This window comes from Agrococcus sp. Marseille-P2731, from assembly GCF_900117395.1.
Classification (GTDB): domain Bacteria; phylum Actinomycetota; class Actinomycetes; order Actinomycetales; family Microbacteriaceae; genus Agrococcus.
In genome coordinates this window covers 334,181-355,472 of record NZ_FPEG01000001.1, presented here as the reverse complement: position 1 = coordinate 355,472, position 21,292 = coordinate 334,181, and the positions used below count along the sequence as shown (strand labels likewise).

The 21,292-nt window shown below is 72.6% G+C and carries 12 protein-coding genes and 1 riboswitch; of the genes, 6 read left to right on the top strand and 6 right to left on the bottom strand.

All coding sequences use genetic code 11. The features are described from left to right. Positions 1–15 precede the first annotated feature (15 nt). Positions 16–94, bottom strand: a riboswitch (ZMP/ZTP riboswitch). A gap of 180 nt (positions 95–274) precedes the next feature. Then, complete coding sequence (locus tag BQ6202_RS01785) at positions 275–3,790, bottom strand: proline dehydrogenase family protein (protein ID WP_072313138.1); 3,516 nt, start codon at positions 3,788–3,790, stop codon at positions 275–277. A 139-nt stretch (positions 3,791–3,929) separates the two neighbouring features. Here BQ6202_RS01785 and BQ6202_RS01780 point away from each other — a divergent pair, with 139 nt between their 5' ends. Then, positions 3,930–4,868, top strand: coding sequence for a LysR substrate-binding domain-containing protein (locus BQ6202_RS01780; RefSeq protein WP_072312681.1), 939 nt, complete (start codon positions 3,930–3,932; stop codon positions 4,866–4,868). A gap of 29 nt (positions 4,869–4,897) precedes the next feature. Beyond that, positions 4,898–6,079: an AI-2E family transporter gene (locus tag BQ6202_RS01775; protein ID WP_072312682.1), complete on the top strand. Its 1,182-nt coding sequence runs from the start codon at positions 4,898–4,900 to the stop codon at positions 6,077–6,079. A gap of 6 nt (positions 6,080–6,085) precedes the next feature. Here the strand turns inward: BQ6202_RS01775 and BQ6202_RS01770 are convergent, their stop codons facing one another. Beyond that, positions 6,086–7,309 carry an MFS transporter gene (locus BQ6202_RS01770; protein WP_072312683.1) on the bottom strand — a complete coding sequence of 408 codons (1,224 nt, stop codon included), beginning with the start codon at positions 7,307–7,309 and terminating at the stop codon, positions 6,086–6,088. Positions 7,310–7,357: 48 nt separating this feature from the next. Between BQ6202_RS01770 and BQ6202_RS01765 the strand changes: the two genes are divergently transcribed. The 4 genes from BQ6202_RS01765 to nagA all read left to right on the top strand — a co-directional run bounded on the left by BQ6202_RS01765 (position 7,358) and on the right by nagA (position 12,650). Further along, complete coding sequence (locus BQ6202_RS01765; RefSeq protein ID WP_072312684.1) at positions 7,358–7,651, top strand: DivIVA domain-containing protein; 294 nt, start codon at positions 7,358–7,360, stop codon at positions 7,649–7,651. A gap of 10 nt (positions 7,652–7,661) precedes the next feature. Beyond that, positions 7,662–8,510: a formyltetrahydrofolate deformylase gene (purU, locus tag BQ6202_RS01760; RefSeq protein WP_072312685.1), complete on the top strand. Its 849-nt coding sequence runs from the start codon at positions 7,662–7,664 to the stop codon at positions 8,508–8,510. A gap of 211 nt (positions 8,511–8,721) precedes the next feature. Continuing rightward, positions 8,722–11,442 (top strand): ExeM/NucH family extracellular endonuclease, encoded by a 2,721-nt coding sequence (locus BQ6202_RS01755; protein WP_072312686.1) that lies wholly within the window; start codon positions 8,722–8,724, stop codon positions 11,440–11,442. A gap of 83 nt (positions 11,443–11,525) precedes the next feature. Then, a complete protein-coding gene (gene nagA, locus BQ6202_RS01750; protein WP_234946076.1) occupies positions 11,526–12,650 on the top strand; it encodes an N-acetylglucosamine-6-phosphate deacetylase in 1,125 nt (374 codons plus the stop codon). Between the two features lie 37 nt (positions 12,651–12,687). On the opposite strand, the gene BQ6202_RS01745 is transcribed toward nagA, so the two are convergent. The 4 genes from BQ6202_RS01745 to BQ6202_RS15095 form a co-directional block, all read right to left on the bottom strand. Then, positions 12,688–13,407, bottom strand: a complete 720-nt coding sequence (locus BQ6202_RS01745) for a GNAT family N-acetyltransferase (RefSeq protein ID WP_072312687.1) — start codon at positions 13,405–13,407, stop codon at positions 12,688–12,690. 230 nt (positions 13,408–13,637) lie between these two features. Further along, positions 13,638–17,036, bottom strand: a complete 3,399-nt coding sequence (locus BQ6202_RS01740; protein WP_072312688.1) for an error-prone DNA polymerase — start codon at positions 17,034–17,036, stop codon at positions 13,638–13,640. Positions 17,037–17,204: 168 nt separating this feature from the next. Continuing rightward, positions 17,205–18,758 carry a DNA polymerase Y family protein gene (locus BQ6202_RS01735; protein WP_083586768.1) on the bottom strand — a complete coding sequence of 518 codons (1,554 nt, stop codon included), beginning with the start codon at positions 18,756–18,758 and terminating at the stop codon, positions 17,205–17,207. A 127-nt stretch (positions 18,759–18,885) separates the two neighbouring features. Continuing rightward, positions 18,886–21,282, bottom strand: coding sequence for a beta strand repeat-containing protein (locus tag BQ6202_RS15095; protein WP_143143600.1), 2,397 nt, complete (start codon positions 21,280–21,282; stop codon positions 18,886–18,888). Between the last annotated feature and the right edge of the window lie 10 nt (positions 21,283–21,292).

Here is a 21,292-nt window from a genome sequence, read left to right as displayed (position 1 = left end):
CGCGCGCGTCGCTGGCGGTGTCGCCCAGGCGCGCGGCTCGAGATCGGCCGCTCCCCGGTGGTGCTCCACCTGTGCGCCAGTCACGGCCTCCCACCATGATATCTCGCGACCGCTCCCCCCGCGCCTCCGCACAGGGACCCCTTCTGCCATCGGGGACCCCGTGCGCCGGGTCCCTCGTGGCGGAAGGGGTCCCCACGAACGAGGACCCCTTCTGCCATCGGGGACCCGGTGCACCGGGTCCGCGATGGCGGAAGGGGTCCTTCGCTGGCGTGCGCTAGATCAGCGCGTCGGTCAGGTGGTTCGGCGTGCCGAAGCGGTGCGCCGTGATGGCGATCGCCTGCTCGCGCAGGAACGGCAGCATCTCGACCCGGCCGGCCTCGACGAGTGCGTGCGACACGATGGCGAGGTCGGGGCGCCCGTCGACCGCCTCGGCGAGCGCGCGCACGCCTTCGGCGACGGCGTCCTCTGCCGCGAGATAGCGGATGCGCCCCTGGCCCAGGCCCGCAGCAGCGCGCCGGAAGGCGGCGTCGTCCTGCACCTCGACCGGCACGTTCGCCGCGGCGAGCGCAGCCCGCACCGCGGGTGCCGGCTCGATCGCCGTCGAGACGCGCACCGAGGCTCCGGCGCGCAGCGCTGCGACCACCGATCGCGCGAGCTGCACGATGCGGCCGCCCTCCGCGAGGCGGATGGTGACGCCCGGCATCGGCAGGTGCCGCAGGATGTCGCGCTCGGCCAGCAGCTGCTGCTCGTCGCGCGCCACGCCCAGGTCGGTCGCCCACACCTGCTGGTCGGAGCCGGCCGACCGCCACAGCGCCGCGGCCTCGGCGACCGTCACCGACGCATCCGCCGACCTCGCCAGCGACTCGATGGCGTCGACGACCGTCTGCACCGACAGCAGCTCGATCGGCGCGAGCTGCGCAGCCTCGGCGCTCACCCACTCGACGAGCGGCATGAGGTAGCTCGGGCCGCCGGCCTTCGTGGTCGGGCCGACGACCGAGCGCTTCCAGCCGCCGAAGGGCTGGCGCTGCACGATCGCGCCGGTGATGCCGCGGTTGACGTAGAGGTTGCCGGCCTCGATGGTGTCGAGCCACCGGCCGATCTCTGCCGGGTTGAGCGAGTGGATGCCGGAGGTGAGGCCGTAGTCGACCTCGTTGACGATCGCGATCGCCTCCTCCAGCGTCTCGACGCGCATGATGCCGAGGATCGGCCCGAAGTACTCCGTCAGGTGGTACTCGCTGCCGCGCTGCACGCCTGCGCGCAGGCCCGGCGTCCACAGCTTGCCCTCGTCGTCGAGCTGCTTCGGCTCGACGATCCACGACTCGCCCTCGCCGAGCGTCGTCAGGCCGTCGAGCAGCTTGCCCTCGGCGGGCGCGACGATCGGGCCCATCTGGCTCGTGGCCTCCCACGGGTAGCCGACCTCGAGCGAGCGCACGCCGTCGACGATCTGGTTGTGCAGGCGCTTCGAGCGGCCGGCCTGGCCGACGAGGATCACCAGCGAGGCCGCCGAGCACTTCTGGCCGGCGTGGCCGAAGGCGCTCGAGACGATGTCCTTCGCCGCGAGGTCGAAGTCGGCGGAGGGGGTGACGATGATGGCGTTCTTGCCGCTCGTCTCGGCCAGCAGGCTGAGGTCGGGGCGGATGCGTCGGAAGGCCTGCGCGGTCTCGAAGCCGCCGGTGAGGATCACGCGGTCGACGCGCTCGTCTCCGATGAGCTGGTCGCCGAGCGAGCGCTCGCCGAGCTGCACGAGCTGCAGCACGTCCTTCGGCACACCGGCGGCCCAGAGCGCCTCGACCATCGTGGCTCCGGTGCGCGCGGTGGCGCGGGCGGGCTTGATGATGACGGATGCGCCGCTCGCGAGGGCTGCGAGGGTCGAGCCCGCGGGGATGGCGATCGGGAAGTTCCACGGCGGCGTGACGACGATCAGCCGCGAGGGCACCGCGGTGGCGCCGTCGACGCGGTCGAGGTCGCGCGCGCGCTCGGCGTAGTAGTGCGCGAAGTCGATCGCCTCGGAGACCTCGGGGTCGGACTGGTCGAGCGTCTTGCCCGCCTCGCTCGCGGCGACCTCCATGAGCTCTGCGCGGCGCACCTCGAGCTCGTGACCGACGCGGTGCAGGATCTCGGCGCGCTCGGCGCCCGAGAGCGAGCGCCACGCGTCGTTGGCGGCGATGCCGGTCTCGATCACGGCGTCGAGCGCTGCGGCGTCGTGCAGGGTCGCGGCAGCGACGGCGTCTGCGCCCAGGCTCGAGCCCTGCGCGCGCTCGCGGATGCCTGCTGCCCAGGCCTGGTTGGCGGGCAGCGAGGGGTCGGTGTCGGGCGCGTTGTGGAACGCGTCGGTCGCTGCCGGCTCCGGCGCCTGCGTGCGGTCCTGCACGCGGTGCGTGCCGGGCGCCTGCGCGGCGAGCGCGTCGAGCGACGCGAGGAAGCGGTCGCGCTCGCGGTCGAAGAGGCCGCGGTCGTTCGCGAGCTCGAAGACGGCCGACATGAAGTTCTCGCGGCTCGCACCCTCCTCGAGGCGGCGGATCAGGTAGGCGATCGCCACGTCGAACTCGGCCGGGTGCACGACCGGGGTGTAGAGCAGCAGGCCGCCGACGTCGCGGCGCACGACCTCTGCCTGGCCCTGCGCCATGCCGAGCAGCATCTCGAACTCGAGCCCCGCGGTGATGCCGCGCTGCTTCGCGAGCAGCCACGCGAAGGCGACGTCGAAGAGGTTGTGGCCGGCGACGCCGAGCTCGACGTTGCCGATGCGCTCAGGCGTCAGCGACCAGGCGAGCACTCGCTTGTAGTGCGTGTCGCTGTCCTGCTTCGTGTGCCAGGTCGCGAGCGGCCAGTCGTGGATCGAGGCCTCGACGCGCTCCATCGGCAGGTTCGCGCCCTTGACGAGGCGCACCTTGACGCCTGCCCCGCCCTGCGCGCGGCGCTCGGCGGCCCACACCTGCAGGCGCTGCATCGCGGGCAGCGCGTCGGGCAGGTAGGCCTGCAGCACGATGCCGCCGCGGTACTGCTCGAGGCCCGGCGTCTCCAGGATCCGCGTGAAGACCGCCATGGTCATCTCGAGGTCCTTGTACTCCTCCATGTCGAGGTTGATGAAGGTCTTCGTCTCGGCTGCGCGGCGATAGAGCGGCAGCAGCCGCTCGATCACGTGCTCGACGGCGGCGTCGAAGCCGAACGCCTGGTGCGGCGCGGTCGTGGCAGAGACCTTGATCGAGACGTAGTCGACGTCGTCGCGCTCGATGAGCGCCATGGTGCCCTCGAGGCGGCGCTTCGCCTCGCGGTCGCCGAGCACGGCCTCGCCGAGCAGGTTGACGTTCAGACGGGCGCCGGTGGCGCGGATGCGCTTGATCGCGGCACCGAGGCGGGCGTCGGTCGCGTCGATGATGAGGTGGCCGACCATCTCGCGCAGCACGCGGCGCGCGATCGGGACGACGACCTGCGGGGCGAGGGGCGCGACGCCGCCGCCGAGCTTGAGCGCCTGGCGCATCGGCCAGGGGAGGAACGAGGGCGCATCCCCGGCGATCTCGCGCAGCGTGCGCGCAGCGACGTGGACGTCCTCGGGGCGCACGACGCCGTCGACGAAGGCGACCGCGAAGTCAAGGCCCTTCGGGTCGCGCAGCACGCCGGCGAGCTGCTCGGCGCTCGAGTCGGAGGGGATCTGCTCCGCCTGCTCGAGCCAGGTGCGCACCTGCTCGACGATCTGCGGCGCGAGCGCCTGGAGCTCTGCGAGCTCGGCCGCGTCCACGGTCGTCTCGGTGCCGGTGATCTCGGCGTGCTTCGGGGTGGCGGCTGCGCCCATGCTGCTGCCCTTTCCTGCGGTGATGGAGGTGCGCACGACGGTGCGCGCAGCGCCAGTCTGCACCCATCCACCATTCAGGTACAGTGACGGTTGGCGACGAGTATCCGTCGCTTTTCGCGATGCTTCTCGAAGGGCGCGCATGCTCGACATCCGACGGCTCAGACTGCTGCGCGAGCTGCGCCTGCGTGGCACGATCGCAGCGGTCGCCACAGCGCTCGCCTACGCGCCGAGCGCCGTCTCCCAGCAGCTCTCGGCGCTCGAGCGAGAGGTCGGCGTGCCCCTCACGCGCAAGCAGGGGCGGCGGCTCGCACTCACTCCGCAGGGTGAGCTGCTCGCCCAGCACGCCGAGGGCATCCTCGCCCAGCTCGAGACGGCCGAGCGCGCCGTCGCGGTGTCGCTCGGTCGCCCGATCGGCACCGTGCGCATCGCCGTCTTCCAGTCGGCGGCGCTGTCGCTCGTGCCCGGCATGCTGCGGATCCTCGCGGAGACCGCTCCGGAGGTGCGCATCGAGATGGTGCAGCGCGAGCCCGAGACCGCCCTCTACGACACGCACGTGGGCGACTTCGACCTCGTCGTCGCCGAGCAGTACCCGGGGCACGCGGCCCCGCAGCACCTCGGGCTCGACCGCGAGGTGCTCATGACGGATGCGCTGCGACTGGCGGTGCCACCCGGCAGCCGCATCGGCTCGCTCGCCGACGCATCCGCCCACCCCTGGGTCATGGAGCCGCAGGGCGCCGCATCGCGGCACTTCGGCGAGCAGCAGTGCCGCATCGCCGGCTTCGAGCCCGACGTGCGCTTCGCGACCGCCGATCTGCAAGCGCAGATGCGGCTGATCGAGACCGGGCACGCCGTCGGGATCATGAACGACCTCACCTGGGTCGGCACGCCCGTGCGGTTCCGCGCGCTGCCGCTGCCGGGGGCGCCCCGGCGCGAGGTCTTCACGGCCGCCCGGTCGGCCTCGAGCGGCTCGCCCGCGATCACCGCCGTGCGCGAGGCGCTGCGCGGCGCGGTGCCAGCGGATGCCGCGGCCGACGAGCGAGCGCCCACGGCGCCGTCGCTCCCAGCCGCCGATCGGTAGGTTTGGGCGCACGCTTCGGAGGGGGAACCATGGGCCTGTTCACACGCACGCAGCCGACACCCGTCGCTCAGCGGCCCGTCCGGCCACCGTGGTCGCTGTGGGCCGACTCGTTCGGCCGACTCGCGACGCGGGCCCTCCAGATCATCCTGGTGCTGCTGGTCGTCGCCGGGCTCGTCTACGCCATGACGCAGCTCACGCTCGTCATCATCCCGGTGATCCTCGCGCTCATCCTCGCCTCGGCCTTCGCTCCCCTGATGCGCTGGATGCGCCGCAAGGGCGTGCCGTCGGTGCTCGCGACGGTGATCTCGCTGCTCGCCATCGTCGTGGTGCTCGGCGGCGTGGTCTGGCTCATCGTCAACGCGGTGCGCGACCAGTTCGGCGAGCTCGCGGAGCAGGCGCAGGAAGGATTCGACCGGGTGCTCGAGTGGGTGGCCACCCTGCCGTTCGCCCCCACCGACGAGCAGATCACCGAGGCGCGCGACGCTGTGATCGACTTCGTCACGAGCGCCCAGTTCGGCTCCGGCGCGCTCGCGGGCGTCAGCGCCGCCGCGAGCTTCCTCACCGGGCTCGTGCTGATGATCGTCGTGCTGTTCTTCTTCCTGAAGGACGGCCCGCGCATCTGGGAGTTCCTGCTGCGGCCCTTCGAGGGCGAGTCCTACGCCCGCGCCGAGCGCATCGGCGACCGCACCGTCGACACGCTGGGCGGATACGTTCGCGGCACGGCCACCGTCGCGCTCGTCGACGCCGTCGGCATCGGCGTGGTGCTGTGGATCCTCCAGATCCCGCTCGCCCTGCCGCTCGCGGTCCTCGTCTTCCTGCTCGCCTTCATCCCGCTCGTGGGCGCCACCCTCGCTGGCATCCTCGCCACGCTCGTGGCGCTCGTGTCGACCGGCGAGGTCGTGACCGCCCTGATCGTGCTGGGCGCCGTCATCGTCGTCAACCAGCTCGAGGGCAACTTCCTGCAGCCGGTCGTGATGGGTCGCTCGCTCAAGCTGCACGCGCTCGTCATCCTCATCGCCCTGACCATCGGCACCGTCCTCGGTGGCGTTGTCGGCGCCGTGCTCTCGGTGCCCGTCGCCGCGGTCGCGTGGGGCATCGTGCAGGTGTGGGACGGCGAGGACACCCCCGCGCGGATGTTCCGGCAGAAGCGGCCGGAGGTCGTGGAGACGGGTGCGGCTGCGCGCGCGTCGCAGCGGCGCCACCGCCGCTGAACCGCGTCAGCGGGCCGTGAGGTCGCGGCGGTGCAGCGCCGCGTCGACCGCGACGAGCACGAGGGCGACGACGAGCCCGGCGCACAGCGCCCAGGGCAGGAACGCGACGCCGATCGAGTCGAGCACGAGCGCGCCCAGCAGCGCGCCGGCACCGATGCCGACGTTGAAGCCCGTCGTGTACCAGGCGGTGGCCTGCTGCAGCAGCCGCTCGGGCGTCGCCTGCAGCTGCCTCGTCTGCAGCAGCGCCGGCAGGGCGCCGAGCGCGAAGGCCCACACCAGCACCGCGGCGATCGTGAGCAGCGCGAGCTGCGAGAGGCCCAGCAGCACCATCGCCACGATGCCGGCGAGCATCATCGCGAGCGTCGACGCGGTGGGGCGCTTGCCGAGCCAGAGCGCGATCGCGAGCACCGCGACGATGCCGACGACGCCGTAGCCGAGCAGCGCGCCCGAGAGCCACGACTCGGGCACCCCCGCGTGCTGCACGAGGAAGGGCGAGATGTAGGTGTACAGCGCGTAGTGGCCGAGCATCACGAGCGTGGTCGAGATGATCGCGAGCGCCACGCCGCGCAGGCTCTTCCCCGGCTCGGGGCTCGGCAGCGCGATGGATCCCGTGGAGGTGGTCGCCTGGTCCCGCAGGTGATCGACGGGCGGCAGCATCCGCCAGACGGCCACGGCGACCACGATGCAGACGGCACCGAAGAGCGCGAACGACCAGCGCCATCCGATCACCTGCCCGAGCAGGGTGGCCAGCGGCAGGCCGAGCACGTAGGCGAAGGAGCCGCCCGCTGAGGTGAGCGCGACGGCGCGCGCGAGCTGGTGGGGCGGCACGAGGTAGGCGGCGTACGCGCCCACGACCGTCCAGAAGACACCGTGTGCGAGGCCGCCGAGCACGCGGAAGGCGATCATCCACTCGTAGGTCGGCGCCAGCGCCGAGCCGAAGCAGCTGACGGCGAAGACCGCGAGCACGGTGAGCACGAGCAGGTGCCTGGGCACGCGGCGCGTGAGGCGGATGAGCGTGGTCGACGAGGCGACGACCGTGAACGCGAAGATCGTCACCAGCAGGCCGATGGCGCTCTCGCTCACGGCGAGCTCGCGGCTCATCGGCAGCAGCAGCCCCATGGGCAGCATCTCGACGGAGATGTTGGTGAAGATCGCCAGCGCGAGCACGAGCAGCGGCGCCATCGGGAAGGACCGGGCGGCGGATGCGTGGGGTGCGGTGGGGGCTGACATGGTGCGGCGCAAGCCTAGTGCTGGCGCCGCCCGCCCTAGGATCGGCGCATGCTGACACCGCAGGAGATCGTGACGAAGCACTTCTCGATGACGCGGTTCGCGCCGGGCTATGAGGCCGACGAGGTGGACGACTACCTGGATCGCATCGTGCTGACGCTCCGCGGATACCTCGAGGGCGACGGTGCAGCGATCGAGCTCCTCTCCGACGACGTCGCCGCCGCGCGATTCGCGACCACGCGGTTCCGCGAGGGCTATGCGGCCGGGGAGGTCGACGCCTTCCTCGACGAGGTGCGCGCGACGCTCCGCTCGCACGAGCAGTCGGCCGGGCTCGCCCCCTCCTAGACTCGACCGGGTGAGCAACCACTGGATCCTGTCGTTCGTCTGCGAGGACCGGCCGGGCATCGTGCACGCCATCTCCGGTGCGATCGTCGCCAGCGGCGGCAACATCACCGAGTCGCAGCAGTTCTCCTCTGCCGACACCGACCGCTTCTTCATGCGGCTGCAGGTCGAGGCCGACGCCGAGCGCACCGACTTCGAGTCGCGGCTCGCACCGATCGTCGAGCGCTACGGCATGCAGTGGCAGCTCGACGACGTCGGCCGGCCACTCAAGACGCTCGTATTGGTGTCGAAGGCTGCGCACTGCCTCAACGACATGCTCTTCCGGCAGCGCGCGGGGCAGCTCTCCGTCGACATCCCGCTCGTCATGTCGAACCACGCGGAGCTCGGTTCGCTCGCCTCCTTCTACGACGTGCCCTTCGAGCACTCGCCAGTCGTCGACGCTGGATCGAAGGCCGCGTTCGAGCGCCGGATCCTCGAGGTCGTCGAGGCGGAGGGCATCGAGCTCGTCGTGCTCGCCCGATACATGCAGATCCTCTCCCCCGAGCTGTGCGACGCGCTCGCCGGGCGACTGATCAACATCCACCACTCCTTCCTGCCGGGCTTCAAGGGCGCCAACCCCTATCGGCAGGCGCACGCGCGCGGCGTCAAGCTCATCGGCGCGACGGCCCACTTCGTGACGAGCGACCTCGATGAGGGCCCGATCATCGAGCAGAACGTCGTGCGCGTCGATCACGCGCACTCCCCCGCCCAGCTGATCGCGATCGGGCAGGACGAGGAGTCGCGCACGCTGTCGCGCGCGGTGCAGTGGTTCGCCGAGGATCGCGTGCTGCTCGACGGGCAGCGCACCATCATCTTCCGCTGACCTCCGCTTCGGCACGGTGTGCGCATCCGGCGCGCACCGGCTCAGCGACCCACGTTCCCTGAGCCGCTCCGCGCCGGCAGGGCGCTGAGCGCGTCGAAGGGTCGCGACCCTTGCGCCGTTCGTCACCCGATGTTCAACTGAGGCCCCGGGCGCGCCGTGGGTGGCCTTCACTACCGTCGGCAGTGTCCCTGCACCTCAACGGAGTGGAACCATGCGCGCACGCACCATGCTCGGCACCGCCACCATCGCGTCCCTCGCCCTCGCCGGCCTGGTCGCGACGCCGGCGATGGCGGCTGACCATCCGGTCATCGACGAGTCCTCGGCGAACATCGACCTCAGCTGCGAGTCGCAGGCGATGGCGATCGGCGCCGTGCAGGGCAGCGGCGAGGCGACCCCGCTCGCCGGCCAGACCGTGGTCGTGCGCGGCACGGTCGTGGGCGACTGGCAGGTCGGAGGCTTCAACGGCTTCACCGTGCAGGACGCCGGCGACGGCGACGCCGCGACGAGCGACGGCATCTTCGTCTACGCACCCGGTGCAGCGGAGGTCGCCGAGGGCGACGCGGTGACCGTCAGCGGCGTCGCGGGCGAGCACTTCGGCATGACGCAGCTCTCGAGCGCCACCGTGCTCGCCTGCGGCGAGGGCGCGATGCCGGCCGCGACCGAGCTCGAGCTGCCGATCGACGACCACGAGCGCTACGAGAGCATGCTCGTCACGCTGCCGCAGGATCTCGCGATCCTCGAGTACTTCAACTACGGCCGCTACGGCGAGGTCGTCGTCGGCACGGAGCGCCAGATGCAGCCCACCGCCGTCGCGGCGCCGGGGTCCCCCGAGGCGGCAGCGATCCGAGAGGCCAACGCGATGAACCGCCTCACCATCGACGACAGCCGCACGGCGCAGAACGCCGACCCGGCCATCCACCCCGGCAACCTCGAGGAGTTCACGCTCGAGAACACCTTCCGCGGAGGCGACCTCATCACCGGCATCACCGGTGTGCTCGACTACCGCTTCGACCTCTGGCGTCTGCAGCCGACCGAGGCGGGCACCTTCACGTCGGTCAACAGCCGCGGACCGGCACCCGAGATCGCCGGCGCGACGCTCGAGGTGACCTCGTTCAACGTGCTCAACTACTTCACGACGCTCGGCAGCCGCGGCGCGCAGACCGCTGAAGAGCTCGCGCGCCAGGAGGCGAAGATCGTCGCCGCCCTCACCGAGCTCGACTCCGCCATCATCGGTGTGAACGAGATCGAGAACAACGACGGCGAGGCGCTGGATGCGCTGGTCGCCGCGCTCAACGAGGCCGCCGGTCCGAACGACGACGGCTCGGCTCGTTGGGCGGGCATCGACACCGGCACCGTCGGCACGGACGAGATCACGACCGCACTGCTCTACCAGCCCGCCCTCGTCACCCCCGAGGGCGAGCACGCCGTGCTCGACGAGACCGTCGACGCGCGCTTCGACACCTCGGCCAACCGCCCCGCGATCGCGCAGTCGTTCGTCGACACCGCGACCGACCGCGTCATCACCGTCGCCGTCAACCACCTGAAGTCCAAGGGCTCGGCGTGCGAGGGCGACACCGGCACGCCCGAGCAGGGCAACTGCAACGAGGTGCGCACGGATGCCGCGGCCGCGCTCGCCGACTGGATGGCGAGCGAGCCCACCGGTGTGGAGGCTGACGGCTCGCTCATCATCGGCGACCTGAACTCCTACGACCACGAGGATCCGATCACCACGCTCGAGGCCGCAGGCTGGAGCGACCTGCTCGAGCAGTTCCAGGGCGAGGAGGCCTACACCTACGTCTTCGACGGTCTGCTCGGCTACCTCGACTACGGTCTGGCCGATCAGGCGCTGCAGCCGCACGTCGTGGGCGCCGCCGCATGGCACGCGAACGCGGACGAGCCGAGCATCATCGACTATGCGATGGCCTTCAAGGCCGACGCGCAGGATGCGCTCTTCGCACCCGACCCCTACCGGTCGAGCGACCACGATGCCGTCGTGATCGGGCTCGCGCTCGAGGCCGCCCCGCCGACCGAGACGGTGGTCGAGACCTACGCCGGCGCGAACCGCTTCGAGACGAACGCCGAGACCTCGCGCGCCACCTTCGCGGCTGGCACCGACGTGCTGCTGGCCTCCGGCGAGCTGTTCCCGGATGCGCTGGCCGCAGGCCCCGCGGCGGCGAGCGTCGACGCGAGCCTCCTGCTGACGCGCGCCTCGGTGCTGCCCACCGCGACGGCCGAGGAGCTCGAGCGCCTGCAGCCCTCGACCGTCACGATCGTCGGCGGCGCCCCCTCGATCTCGCCCGCCGTCGTCGCGCAGGTGCTCGACATCGTGCCCGGCGCGACCGTCGAGCGCATCGCGGGTGCCAACCGCTACCAGACGGCGGCCGAGCTGGCCGAGCGCTACTTCGGCGACGCCACCACCGCGTTCGTCGCCAGTGGCCAGGTGTTCGCCGACGCCGTCTCTGCCAGCGGCACGGCTGCAGCGCTGGGCGACATCCCCGTGCTGCTCACGCCGCGCGATCGATCCGACGAGGCGACGCTCGAGGCGTTCGAGTCACTGGGCATCGAGTCGGCGACCGTGCTGGGCGGACAGCCCTCGGTCTCGGACACCGCGTTGCGCGCCTACCGCGCGACGGGGGCGACGGTCACCCGCATCGCCGGCTCCGACCGCTACGCGACCAACGCCATGCTGATCGACGCCTACATCACGCCGGGCGACGAGCAGGCGATCGCCGTCGCATCGGGGCAGAACTTCCCCGATGCGCTCTCGGCCTCCATGGTCGCCGGTGCGCACAGCGCCCCGGTGGTGCTCGCGGTGCGCAGCTGCGTGCTGCTCTCGGTGGAGGAGCAGATCGCGAAGCTCGCCCCGACGGCTGTCTACAACGTCGGCGGCCTTCCCTCGCTGCACCCGGAGGCCTGGCGCACGAGCTGCTGATCGGATCCTGATCGGCCGCAGGGGCCCGTGCTCGAGTGCTGCTCGAGGCGGGCCCTCTGCGTCCTCCGCGTAGGCTGACGAGCGTGACGGAGCGCATGCTGCTGACGGTCGACCGGGCTCTGGCCGAGGGCGTCCTGGTGCCGGATGCGTGGGTCGAGACGGCAGACGGCATCATCACCGCAGTCGGGCAGGGAGCGCCGCCGCGCGCCCCCGATCTCGAGCTGCGAGGCGTCACGCTCGTGCCCGGCTTCGTCGACCTGCACTGCCACGGCGGCGGCGGCTCGGCGTTCGACGACGGGGCACCCGACTGGGAGGCCGTCGACCGCTTCCACGGCGAGCGCGGCAGCACCAGCAGGGCGGTCTCGCTCGTGACGGCTCCGCTCGACGAGCTGCTGCCGCGCGTCGCCGCCGCCGCCCGTCGCTGTGCGGTCGACCCATCGCTGCTCGGCATCCACCTCGAGGGCCCGTTCCTCGCCGACAGCCACCGCGGCGCCCACGACGCCTCGGCGCTGCGCGCGCCGACGCCCGATGCGGTCGAGCAGCTGCTCGACGCCGGCGAGGGCCGCATCCTGCAGGTCACGATCGCGCCCGAGCTGCCCGGGGCGCTCGACGCGATCGGCAGCTTCGCAGATGCGGGCGCGCGCGTCGCCGTCGGCCACACGGGCGCCGATGCAGCCACCGCTCGCGCCGCGTTCGATGCTGGCGCGACGCTCCTGACGCACGCCTGCAACGCCATGCCGCCGTTGCACCACCGCGCCCCTGGCCCGCTGGCTGCAGCGCTCCTCGACGAGCGCGTGACGCTCGAGGCGATCGCCGACGGCCACCACGTCGCCCCCGAGATGCTCGCGCTGCTGCTGCGCTCGGCGCCGGGCCGCATCGCGCTCGTCACCGACGCGATGGCGGCCGCGGGCATGCCCGACGGCGACTACCGCATCGGTGCGCTCGACGTGCGGGTCGTGGGCGGGCTGCCGCGCCTGGCGGCAGATGGCACGATCGCCGGCTCGACGCTCACGCTCGACCGGGCGGTGCGGGTGCTCGTCGCTGCCGGCGTGCCCTTCGAGGTCGCCGTCGATGCGGCGACGCGAGCACCGGCGAATGCAGTGGGTCGCGACGACCTCGGCCGCATCCGGGTGGGTGCCCGAGCCGATCTCGTGGCGCTCGACGCGCGGCTCGAGGTCGTCGGGGTGTGGCGCGCTTCGACACGATGAGCGCCTGCGGAGCGCACCGGCTCAGCGAGCCGCAGGTCTAGTCCTCGTCAGGCTCGGCGACGACGTCCCACGTGCCGAAGCACGCCAGCCCCGCCGAGCGCGCGAGCGCGATGGAGGCTCCGTTGTCGAGCTGGCAGCGGTACTGCGGCTCGTAGCCGAGCGAGAGCGCATGGGCGCTCATCGCCCGCACCGTCTGCCGGGCGAGTCCGCGGCCCCGGAATCGCGGCAGCGTCAGCACCCCCAGGTCGGCGAGCGCCGTCTCGGGCCACGGGTACATGCTGGCGGCGCATGCGAGCTCGTCCTCCACGAAGGCGCCGAACACGAGCCAGTGATCGAGCTCGACGAAGGCGTCGTCGAGGTCGCTCTCGGGGGCCTCTCGCTCGAACGCCGCGAAGGCCGTCGCGTCGGCGACGGTGAGCTGCCGCACGTGTGACGGCGCGGTCGCCTGCACGAGCAGCTCATGCCCCTCGGCGGGCAGGTAGAAGAGCGCATCGGCGCCGTGCAGCGAGAGGTCCGCCCGCTGCAGCGCCGCCGCGAGCTGCGCCGAGCCGACGGTGCCGCCGTGCACGAGGCCGAGCGCGCGCGCGATCGAAGGAGTGGCGGAGACGATGCCGGCACCGTCGGTGGGCTCGAGCACCGCCAGGCGCCGATTCTGCGGCAGGGTCTCGTCGACGACCACGCCGAGCTCGCCGTTCGAGACGGGTGTGGCATCCGCAGACAGGGGCAGCCAGTACTGGGTGACAGTGCTCGAGAACATGGGTTCGCCTCCGATGTGCGGGGGATGCCGACCACGCAGCACCGCAGGGTATCGGTGGTGTGACGGGCGCACGCTTCGACACGGTGAGCGCCTGCGGCACGCACCGGCTCAGCGACCGCGCTTCGACACGGTGAGCGCCTGCGGCACGCACCGGCTCAGCGACCACGCTTCGACACGGTGAGCGCCTGCGGCACGCACCGGCTCAGCGACCCGTCGCCAGCTGAGCCCGCCTAGCGGAAGTCGCGCGACCCCGAGCTCGGCACCTCGAAGCGCTCGAGCCGATCGGCGAGCAGCGCGATGACCCCCTCGGGCGTCCGCTGCAGCATGCCTTGCACGATGAGCGCTGGCGAGTGCCGCGCGACCTGCCGCGAGTGCGCCCACAGCCCCTTCGAGATGATGACGTTCAGCATGCCCGTCTCGTCCTCGAGGTTCATGAAGGTGACGCCCTGCGCCGTGCTCGGCCGCTGCCGGTGCGTGACGACGCCCGCCGCCTGCACGCGCCGGCCGGGCTCTGCCTCAGCGAGCGCCGCGATCGGCAGCACGCCGCGGCCGTCGAGCATCGCGCGCGCGTGCCGCACCGGATGATCATCCGTCGCGACACCCGTCGACCAGATGTCGAGCGCCACCTGCTCGGAGGCCGACAGCATCGGCAGCAGCGGCGGCTGGATGACCAGCTGCGAGCCCTCGAGCTGATCCTCGCGCTCCGCCGACGCGGGGCCCGCGAGCCACAGCCCCTCCCGCCGGCTGACGCCCAGCCCCTCGAGCGCGCCAGCGGTCGCGAGCGCCTCGAGCTCGCCGCGGTCGAGGTCGGCGCGGCGCGCGAGGTCGTGGATGTCGCGCAGCGGCGCCGCCTCGCGCGCGGCGACGATGCGCTCGGCGGCCGCCTCGCCCACGCCCGCGACGCTCGTGAGCCCCATCCGCACGGCGAAGCCCGCGTCGCGCCGATGCCGGTCGCGCATCGCGAGCGTCTCTGTCGCGACCTTCGGCACGGGCGGCTGCTCCCGCTCGAGGCACGCGTCGACGCCTGGCCTGCGCTCGCCGTGCCGCTCGAGGCCAGCGACGATGCCCGACCGCGCCACGTCGGGGCGCAGCGTCTCGACGCCGTGCCTCGAGGCATCCTTCACGAGCGTCTGCGGGGACCAGAACCCCATGGGCTGGCTGCGCAGCAGCCCAGCGAGGAACGCCGCCGGGTAGTGCAGCTTGAGCCACGACGAGGAGTAGACGAGCTTGCCGAACGCGAGCGAGTGCGACTCGGCGAAGCCGAAGCCCGCGAAGGCCTCGATCTTGCGGTAGATCGACTCGGCCGTCTCGTCGTCCACACCGTTCGCGGCCATGCCCGCGAAGAGCTTCGCCTTGAGCGCCTCGATGCGCTCCCGCGATCGCTTCGAGCCGATCGCGCGGCGCAGCTGGTCGGCCTCGCCGGCGTCGAAGCCGCCGACCGCGACCGACATCTGCATCAGCTGCTCCTGGAACAGCGGCACCCCGAGGGTGCGCTCGAGGACCGGCACGAGCAGCGCGTGCGGATAGGTCACCGGCTCGGCACCGGTGCGGCGGCGGATGTAGGGGTGCACCGCACCGCCCTGGATGGGGCCGGGGCGGATGAGCGCGATCTCGATCACCAGGTCGTAGAAGCTGCGCGGCTTCAGCCGCGGGAGGGTGGCCATCTGCGCGCGCGACTCGACCTGGAACACGCCCACCGCATCCGCCTCGCACAGCATGTCGTAGACCCCCGCCTCCTCGGCGGGGATCGACCCGATCGACCACTCCTCGCCGAGGTGCTCGCGCGCGAGCTCGAGGGTGTGCGACATGGCGCCGAGCATGCCGAGGCCCAGCAGGTCGAACTTCACCAGGCCCATCCACTCGCAGTCGTCCTTGTCCCACTGCAGCACCGTGCGATGCTCCATGCGCGCGGGCTCGATGGGGCAGACCGTGCCGACGGGCTGCTCGGTGAGCACCATGCCACCCGAGTGGATGCCGAGGTGGCGGGGCGCGTGCAGGAACTCGCCGGCGAGCAGCGCGACCGGCTCGGGGATGCCGCTGTCCTCGTCGATGCGCGAGTAGGACTCGACCGACTTCGACCAGGCGTTCTGCTGCCCGACGGCATAGCCGAGCGCCTTCGCCGCGTCGCGCACCGCCGACTTCGGGCGGTAGGTGATGACGTTGGCGACCTGCGCGGCGTTGCGGCGGCCGTAGCGCTCGTAGACGTGCTGGATCACCTCTTCGCGCCGGTCGGCGTCGAAGTCGATGTCGATGTCGGGCTCCTCGGTGCGCATCATCGAGATGAAGCGCTCGAAGGGCAGGTCGTAGCGGATGGGGTCGACGGCGGTGATGCCGAGGATGAAGCAGACGGCGCTCGCGACGGCCGAGCCGCGGCCCTGGCAGAGGATGCCGCGGCTGTGGGCGAACTCGGCGATCTCGAACACGATGAGGAAGTAGCCGGCGAAGCCCTTCTCGTCGATGAGGCGCAGCTCGTGGTCGAGCCGCCCCCGCACCGAGGGGCTGGGTGCGCCGTCTGCGCCGGTGTCGTAGACGCGCGGCAGCCGCTCGTCGACGAGCGCCCGCAGCCAGCTCATGGGGGTGTGCCCCGGTGGCACCTCGGTCTTCGGCAGGGCGGGGGATGCGGCGCGCAGGTCGAAGGCGAGGTCGCGCCCGAGCGCCGCGGCCGTGTCGACGGCGCCGGGGAACGCGCGGAAGCGACGGGCCATGACGGCGCCCGAGCGCAGCGACGGCACGCCGCCGGCGGGCAGCCAGGCGTCGAGCTCGTCGATCGAGCGGCGGGCGCGCACGGCCGCGACCGCGTCGCCGAGCTGCTGCCGGGCGGGGCTCGCGATGTGGGCGTTGGTGGTCGCGATCATCGGCAGCCCGCGGCGCTCGGCGAGGTCGGCGAGCACCCGGTTGCGCTCGTGGTCGCGCGGGTCGCCGATGTCGCTCAGCTCGACCACGACGCGATCCCGACCGAAGAGCGACGCGAGCCGGTCGAGCTCGTGACCGGCGGCATCCGCCCCGTCTGCGTCGGCACCGAAGCGGTCGAGCGCCTGGCGCACGGTGCCCTTGCGGCAGCCCGACAGGATCATCCACTCGCCGCGCGCGGTCTCGGCGAGCCGCTCGAGCTCGAAGATGGGCCGCCCCTTCTCGCCCGGCCGGCCGCGGCTGTCGGTCGAGAGGTAGCCGTCGGTGAGCGCCGAGGCGAGCGCCGAGTAGCCCGTCGGGCCGGTCGCGAGTGCGACGAGGTGGCTGCCGTCGGGGTCGGGGATGCCGTGCTGCGGGGTCTCGAGGCCGAGCGAGAACTCGGTGCCGAAGACGGTGGGCAGCTGCGCCTCTGCGGCGGCCTCGGCGAAGCGCACCGCGCCGTAGAGCCCGTCGTGGTCGACGAGCGCGAGCGCCTCGAGGCCGAGCCTGCGCGCCTCGTTCACGAGCTCTGCCGGGCTCGAGGCGCCGTCGAGGAAGGAGTAGTGCGAGTGGGCGTGCAGCTCGGCGTAGGGCGTCGAGGCGCTCGGCACGCGGATGCGCGGGCGCCGCGCCTCGTCGAGCTCCTCGGCGCGCGGGGTCTTGCCCGCCCCGACGTCGCGGTCGCTGAGGATGCCCTCGAGCTCGCGCCACGGCATCGCCGGGTTGTTCCAGCCGGCCATCGCTCCCCCTTCCCCTGCTGCTGCGCCTGCCTGCGCCTGCCTGCGCCTGCCTGCGCCTGCCTCGTCCGCCTCATCCGCCGTTCTTCAACCGGTCTCCCGGTGGTTCGACCGGGCTATCCGGTCGAACCCCCTCCATGCCGGTTGACGGTCGCCGGCGTGCTGCGCCCCTCACGCATAACGGCCCTCGGCGAGCCAGGCGCCGTCGGCGTGCAGCAGTACCCAGGCCTCGCCCTCGCCGTCGAGCAGCTGCAGCCGGTGCACGACGTCGCCGAGCTCGCGCCGCCTGATCGGCCACGGCCCCGCCCACGTCACCACCCGCCGCCGCGGCGCGGCGGGCGGCGAGAAGACGGCGGGGGATGCCTCGCGCACGTCGAGCGCGCTGGGCTCGACGGCGAGACCGGCGGCATCGACGAGCAGCACCGGCAGCGGCGGGCGGAAGACGACGGAGGGCCGCGGTGCGGGCAGCGCGCCCGGCCAGGGTCCGACCGGCTGCGGCGGTGCGGCGTCGCCCCACGGGGTGAGCACGCCGCGCTCGGCCAGCAGCCTGCCGCCGCCGGTCGCCGCGGTGAGCACTGCCTCGCGCCCCAGCATGCTCTGCAGCCGCTCGAGCGCGTGCTTCGTGCGGTCGTCGATGTCGCCGCCGCCCCACAGCCCCGGCATGTGCTCGGTGTCGGCGTCGAGCCGCTCTGGCAGCGCCTCGACCTCGACGAGCGCCGAGCCGAGGTCGCTCTCGGCGAGCTGCCAGCGCATCCGGTCGACGATGTCGCTCGCGCGCAGGAAGCCAGGCTGCCGCCAGAGGCGCTCGCTCACCCGCCCCTCCTCGGCGCGCAGCAGGATGCGGATCTCGCTGCACACGAGCCGCTGCTCGGCCAGCTGCCGCACGAAGCGCTCGACCGGCTCGCGCACCGCGAGCGCCAGCTCTGCCACGCCCTCGATGCCGGGCTCGAACACGAGCCGCAGCACGCGCTCCTCCCCCAGCCCCGCCTCGTCGACGCGGCGGTCGTCGAGCCCGCGAGCACGGGAGAGGGCGATGAGCCCCGCGGCGCCGAAGCGATCGCGGATGCTCGCCTCCGGCAGCTGCGCGAAGTCGCCCAGCGTGTGCACGCCGAGCCGGTGCAGCATGCCCGGCAGCTCATCGTCGCCCAGCACCCCGACGGGCAGCGCGCTCAGGAACTCCTGGCTGCGCCCCTCGGGCACGATCGTGTCTGCGGCCGCGGCGAGCTCGGCGGTGAAGCGATCATCGGCGACGCCGAACGCCGCCGTCAGCCCCAGCGCCGCGAGCGCCGAGCGCACCGCCTCGATCGCGCGCGGCTCCGAGCCGTAGAACCTGCTGGCCCCCCGCATCCGGAACGCCAACGCCCCGTCGCCGATGGGCTGCGCGGCGGGCACGACCGCGAGCACCGCGCGCACGACCTGCTCGAAGGCGAGCGCCTCGCCCACCGGGTCGGCGGGCGCGAGCGCGAGCATGGGCGAGGCCGACTGCGCGTCGCGCACCCGCATGCCGACCCGCACGCCATCGGCTCGAGCCCCTGCGTCGCAGGCGACGACCCGCAGCGCGTGGGTGATCGCGCCCGGCACGCCGGCCTCGCCGCCAGCGGGCAGCGCGCCGGTCTGGCGCGCGACGACGACCGCCCAGTCGGGCACGCGCAGCACGCCGATGCGGCTGTCGCGCTGCGGGGTGGCGCGCGACTGCGCGCCCCGCTCCATCGTCTGCTCTGCCATGCATCCATGATCGAACACACGTTCGAACGCAGTCAAGCGGATGCGGTGTGTCGCGATCAGCCTGCACCGCACGCGGGCATGCGGAGGTGCGGGACGCTGTCGTACGCGCCCCGCACCTCCCTGCACATCACTGCATGCTGCGGACGCGACGTGCGCCCAGCATCAGCAGTGCACCGAGCGCCAGCAGACCGAGCGCCATCAGCAGGGCTGCGGAGTGCTCCGCGCCCGTCTGCGGCAGCATCGCCGCCGAGCCGCCCGCGGCCGACGGGTTCGCCCCGTCGTCCGCCGGGCGGTCGATCACCGGGAGGTCGGCCTTGCCGTCGTCGCCCGGAGTGCTGGGCTCACCGGGCATGTTCGGCTCGCCAGGGGTGCCCGGCTGGCCGGGGGTTCCCGGCTCACCCGGGGTGCCCGGCGTACCCGGCTCACCCGGCGTACCAGGCTCACCCGGGGTACCCGGCTCACCCGGCGTACCAGGCTTACCCGGGGTACCCGGGGTACCCGGGGTACCCGGGGTACCCGGGGTACCCGGGGTACCCGGGGTACCCGGGTCACCCGGCGTACCAGGCTCACCAGGCGTACCAGGCTCACCCGGGGTACCAGGCTCACCCGGGGTACCCGGCTCACCCGGGGTACCCGGCTCACCCGGGGTACCCGGCTCACCTGGGGTTCCCGGGCCCGTCACCGCGCTGCAGTCGCTCGACGACGCATCGCCGATGAGGCCGATCGCGTTGCAGGAGACGTTCACCGGCACCGAGACGCCGATGCTGCCGAGCAGGCCCGAGAGCAGCCCGTCGTCACCGGAGGTCGAGCCGTTGCCCGACCCAGTGGTCGCGGAGGAGTCGACCGTGGACCCCTCGCTCGTCGCGTCGCCCAGCACGGCGATCGCGTTGCCACCGACAGCCACGGGAACCGCGGCCTCGATGACGGTCTGCAGACCGCCCAGCAGGCTGTCGTCACCGGAGGTCGACGGAGCATCCGACGAGCCGGAGCCCGTCGTCGCGCCAGCGTCCGAACCGGTGCTCGTCGCGTCACCGACGACGCCGACAGCGTTGCCGCCAGCGACGATCGGCGCCACGACATCAGCGACCACCTGCGTGCCACCCAGCAGGCTGTCATCACCGGAGGTCGACGGAGCATCCGACGAACCGGAGCCCGTCATCGCGCCAGCGTCCGAACCGGTGCTCGTCGCGTCACCGACGACGCCGACAGCGTTGCCGCCAGCGACGATCGGCGCAACCACATCAGCGACCACCTGCGAACCACCCAGCAGGCTGTCATCACCCGAGGTCGACTCGGCAGCATCCGACGAACCGGAGCCCGTCATCGCCCCAGCGTCCGAACCGGTGCTCGTCGCGTCACCGACGACGCCGACAGCGTTGCCACCAACGACGATGGGCGCCACGACATCAGCGACCACCTGCGTGCCACCCAGCAGGCTGTCGTCACCGGAGGTCGACGGAGCATCCGACGAACCGGAGCCCGTCATCGCCCCAGCGTCCGAACCGGTGCTCGTCGCGTCACCGACGACGCCGACAGCGTTGCCGCCAGCGACGATGGGCGCCACGACATCAGCCACCACCTGCGTGCCACCCAGCAGGCTGCCGTCACCGGAGGTCGACTCGGCAGCATCCGACGAACCGGAGCCCGTCATCGCCCCAGCGTCCGAACCGGTGCTCGTCGCGTCACCGACGACGCCGACAGCGTTGCCGCCAGCGACGATGGGCGCCACGACATCAGCCACCACCTGCGAACCACCCAGCAGGCTGTCGTCTCCCGAGGTCACCGGCGCATCCGACGAACCGGAGCCCGTCATCGCCTCAGCCGACGAGCCCTCGCTGTGCGCGTCACCGCCCACACCGACAGCATTGCCGCCCGTGATCACGGGCGCTGCGACGTCGTAGACCTCCTGCGTGCCGCTGCCGACACCGTCGTCACCCGAGGTGGCAGCAGGAGCGCTCGCTCCTGCATCCCCGGTCGACGCGGTGCTGCTCGAGTCGGTGCTCGTCGCATCGCCCAGCACCGCGACCGCGTTGCCCGAGATGTTCACCGGCACCGAGACGTCGCCGAGCAGCTGGGTGCCGCTCAGCACGCTGTCATCACCGGACGTCGATGCCGCCGCGGCGTCGCCGCCGCCTGAGCTCGTCGTCGCGGTCGAGCCCTCGCTCGTCGCGTCGCCGAGCACGCCGACCGCATTGCCTGCGATCGTCACCGGCAGGTCGACGTCCACGAGCGCCGTCGTGCCCGAGAGCACGCCGCCGATCCCGGAGGTCGAGACGCCGGCCGACGGCGCTTCCGCCGACGAGTCCGACGTCGTGTGCGCATCCGTCGACTCGGCATCGCCGAGCAGACCGAGGGATGTGCCGCTGATCGTCACCGGCAGCGAGACATCCACCACCGCCTGGTTCCCTGCACCGAGGCCGTCTGCGCCCTCGGTCTCTGTCGCACTGGCGATGCCAGTGCCTGCGGCCCACAGGCCGCCCGCGACCGCTGCTGTGCACAGCGCTCGCCACATGAGCTTGTTCATTGCTCTGCCT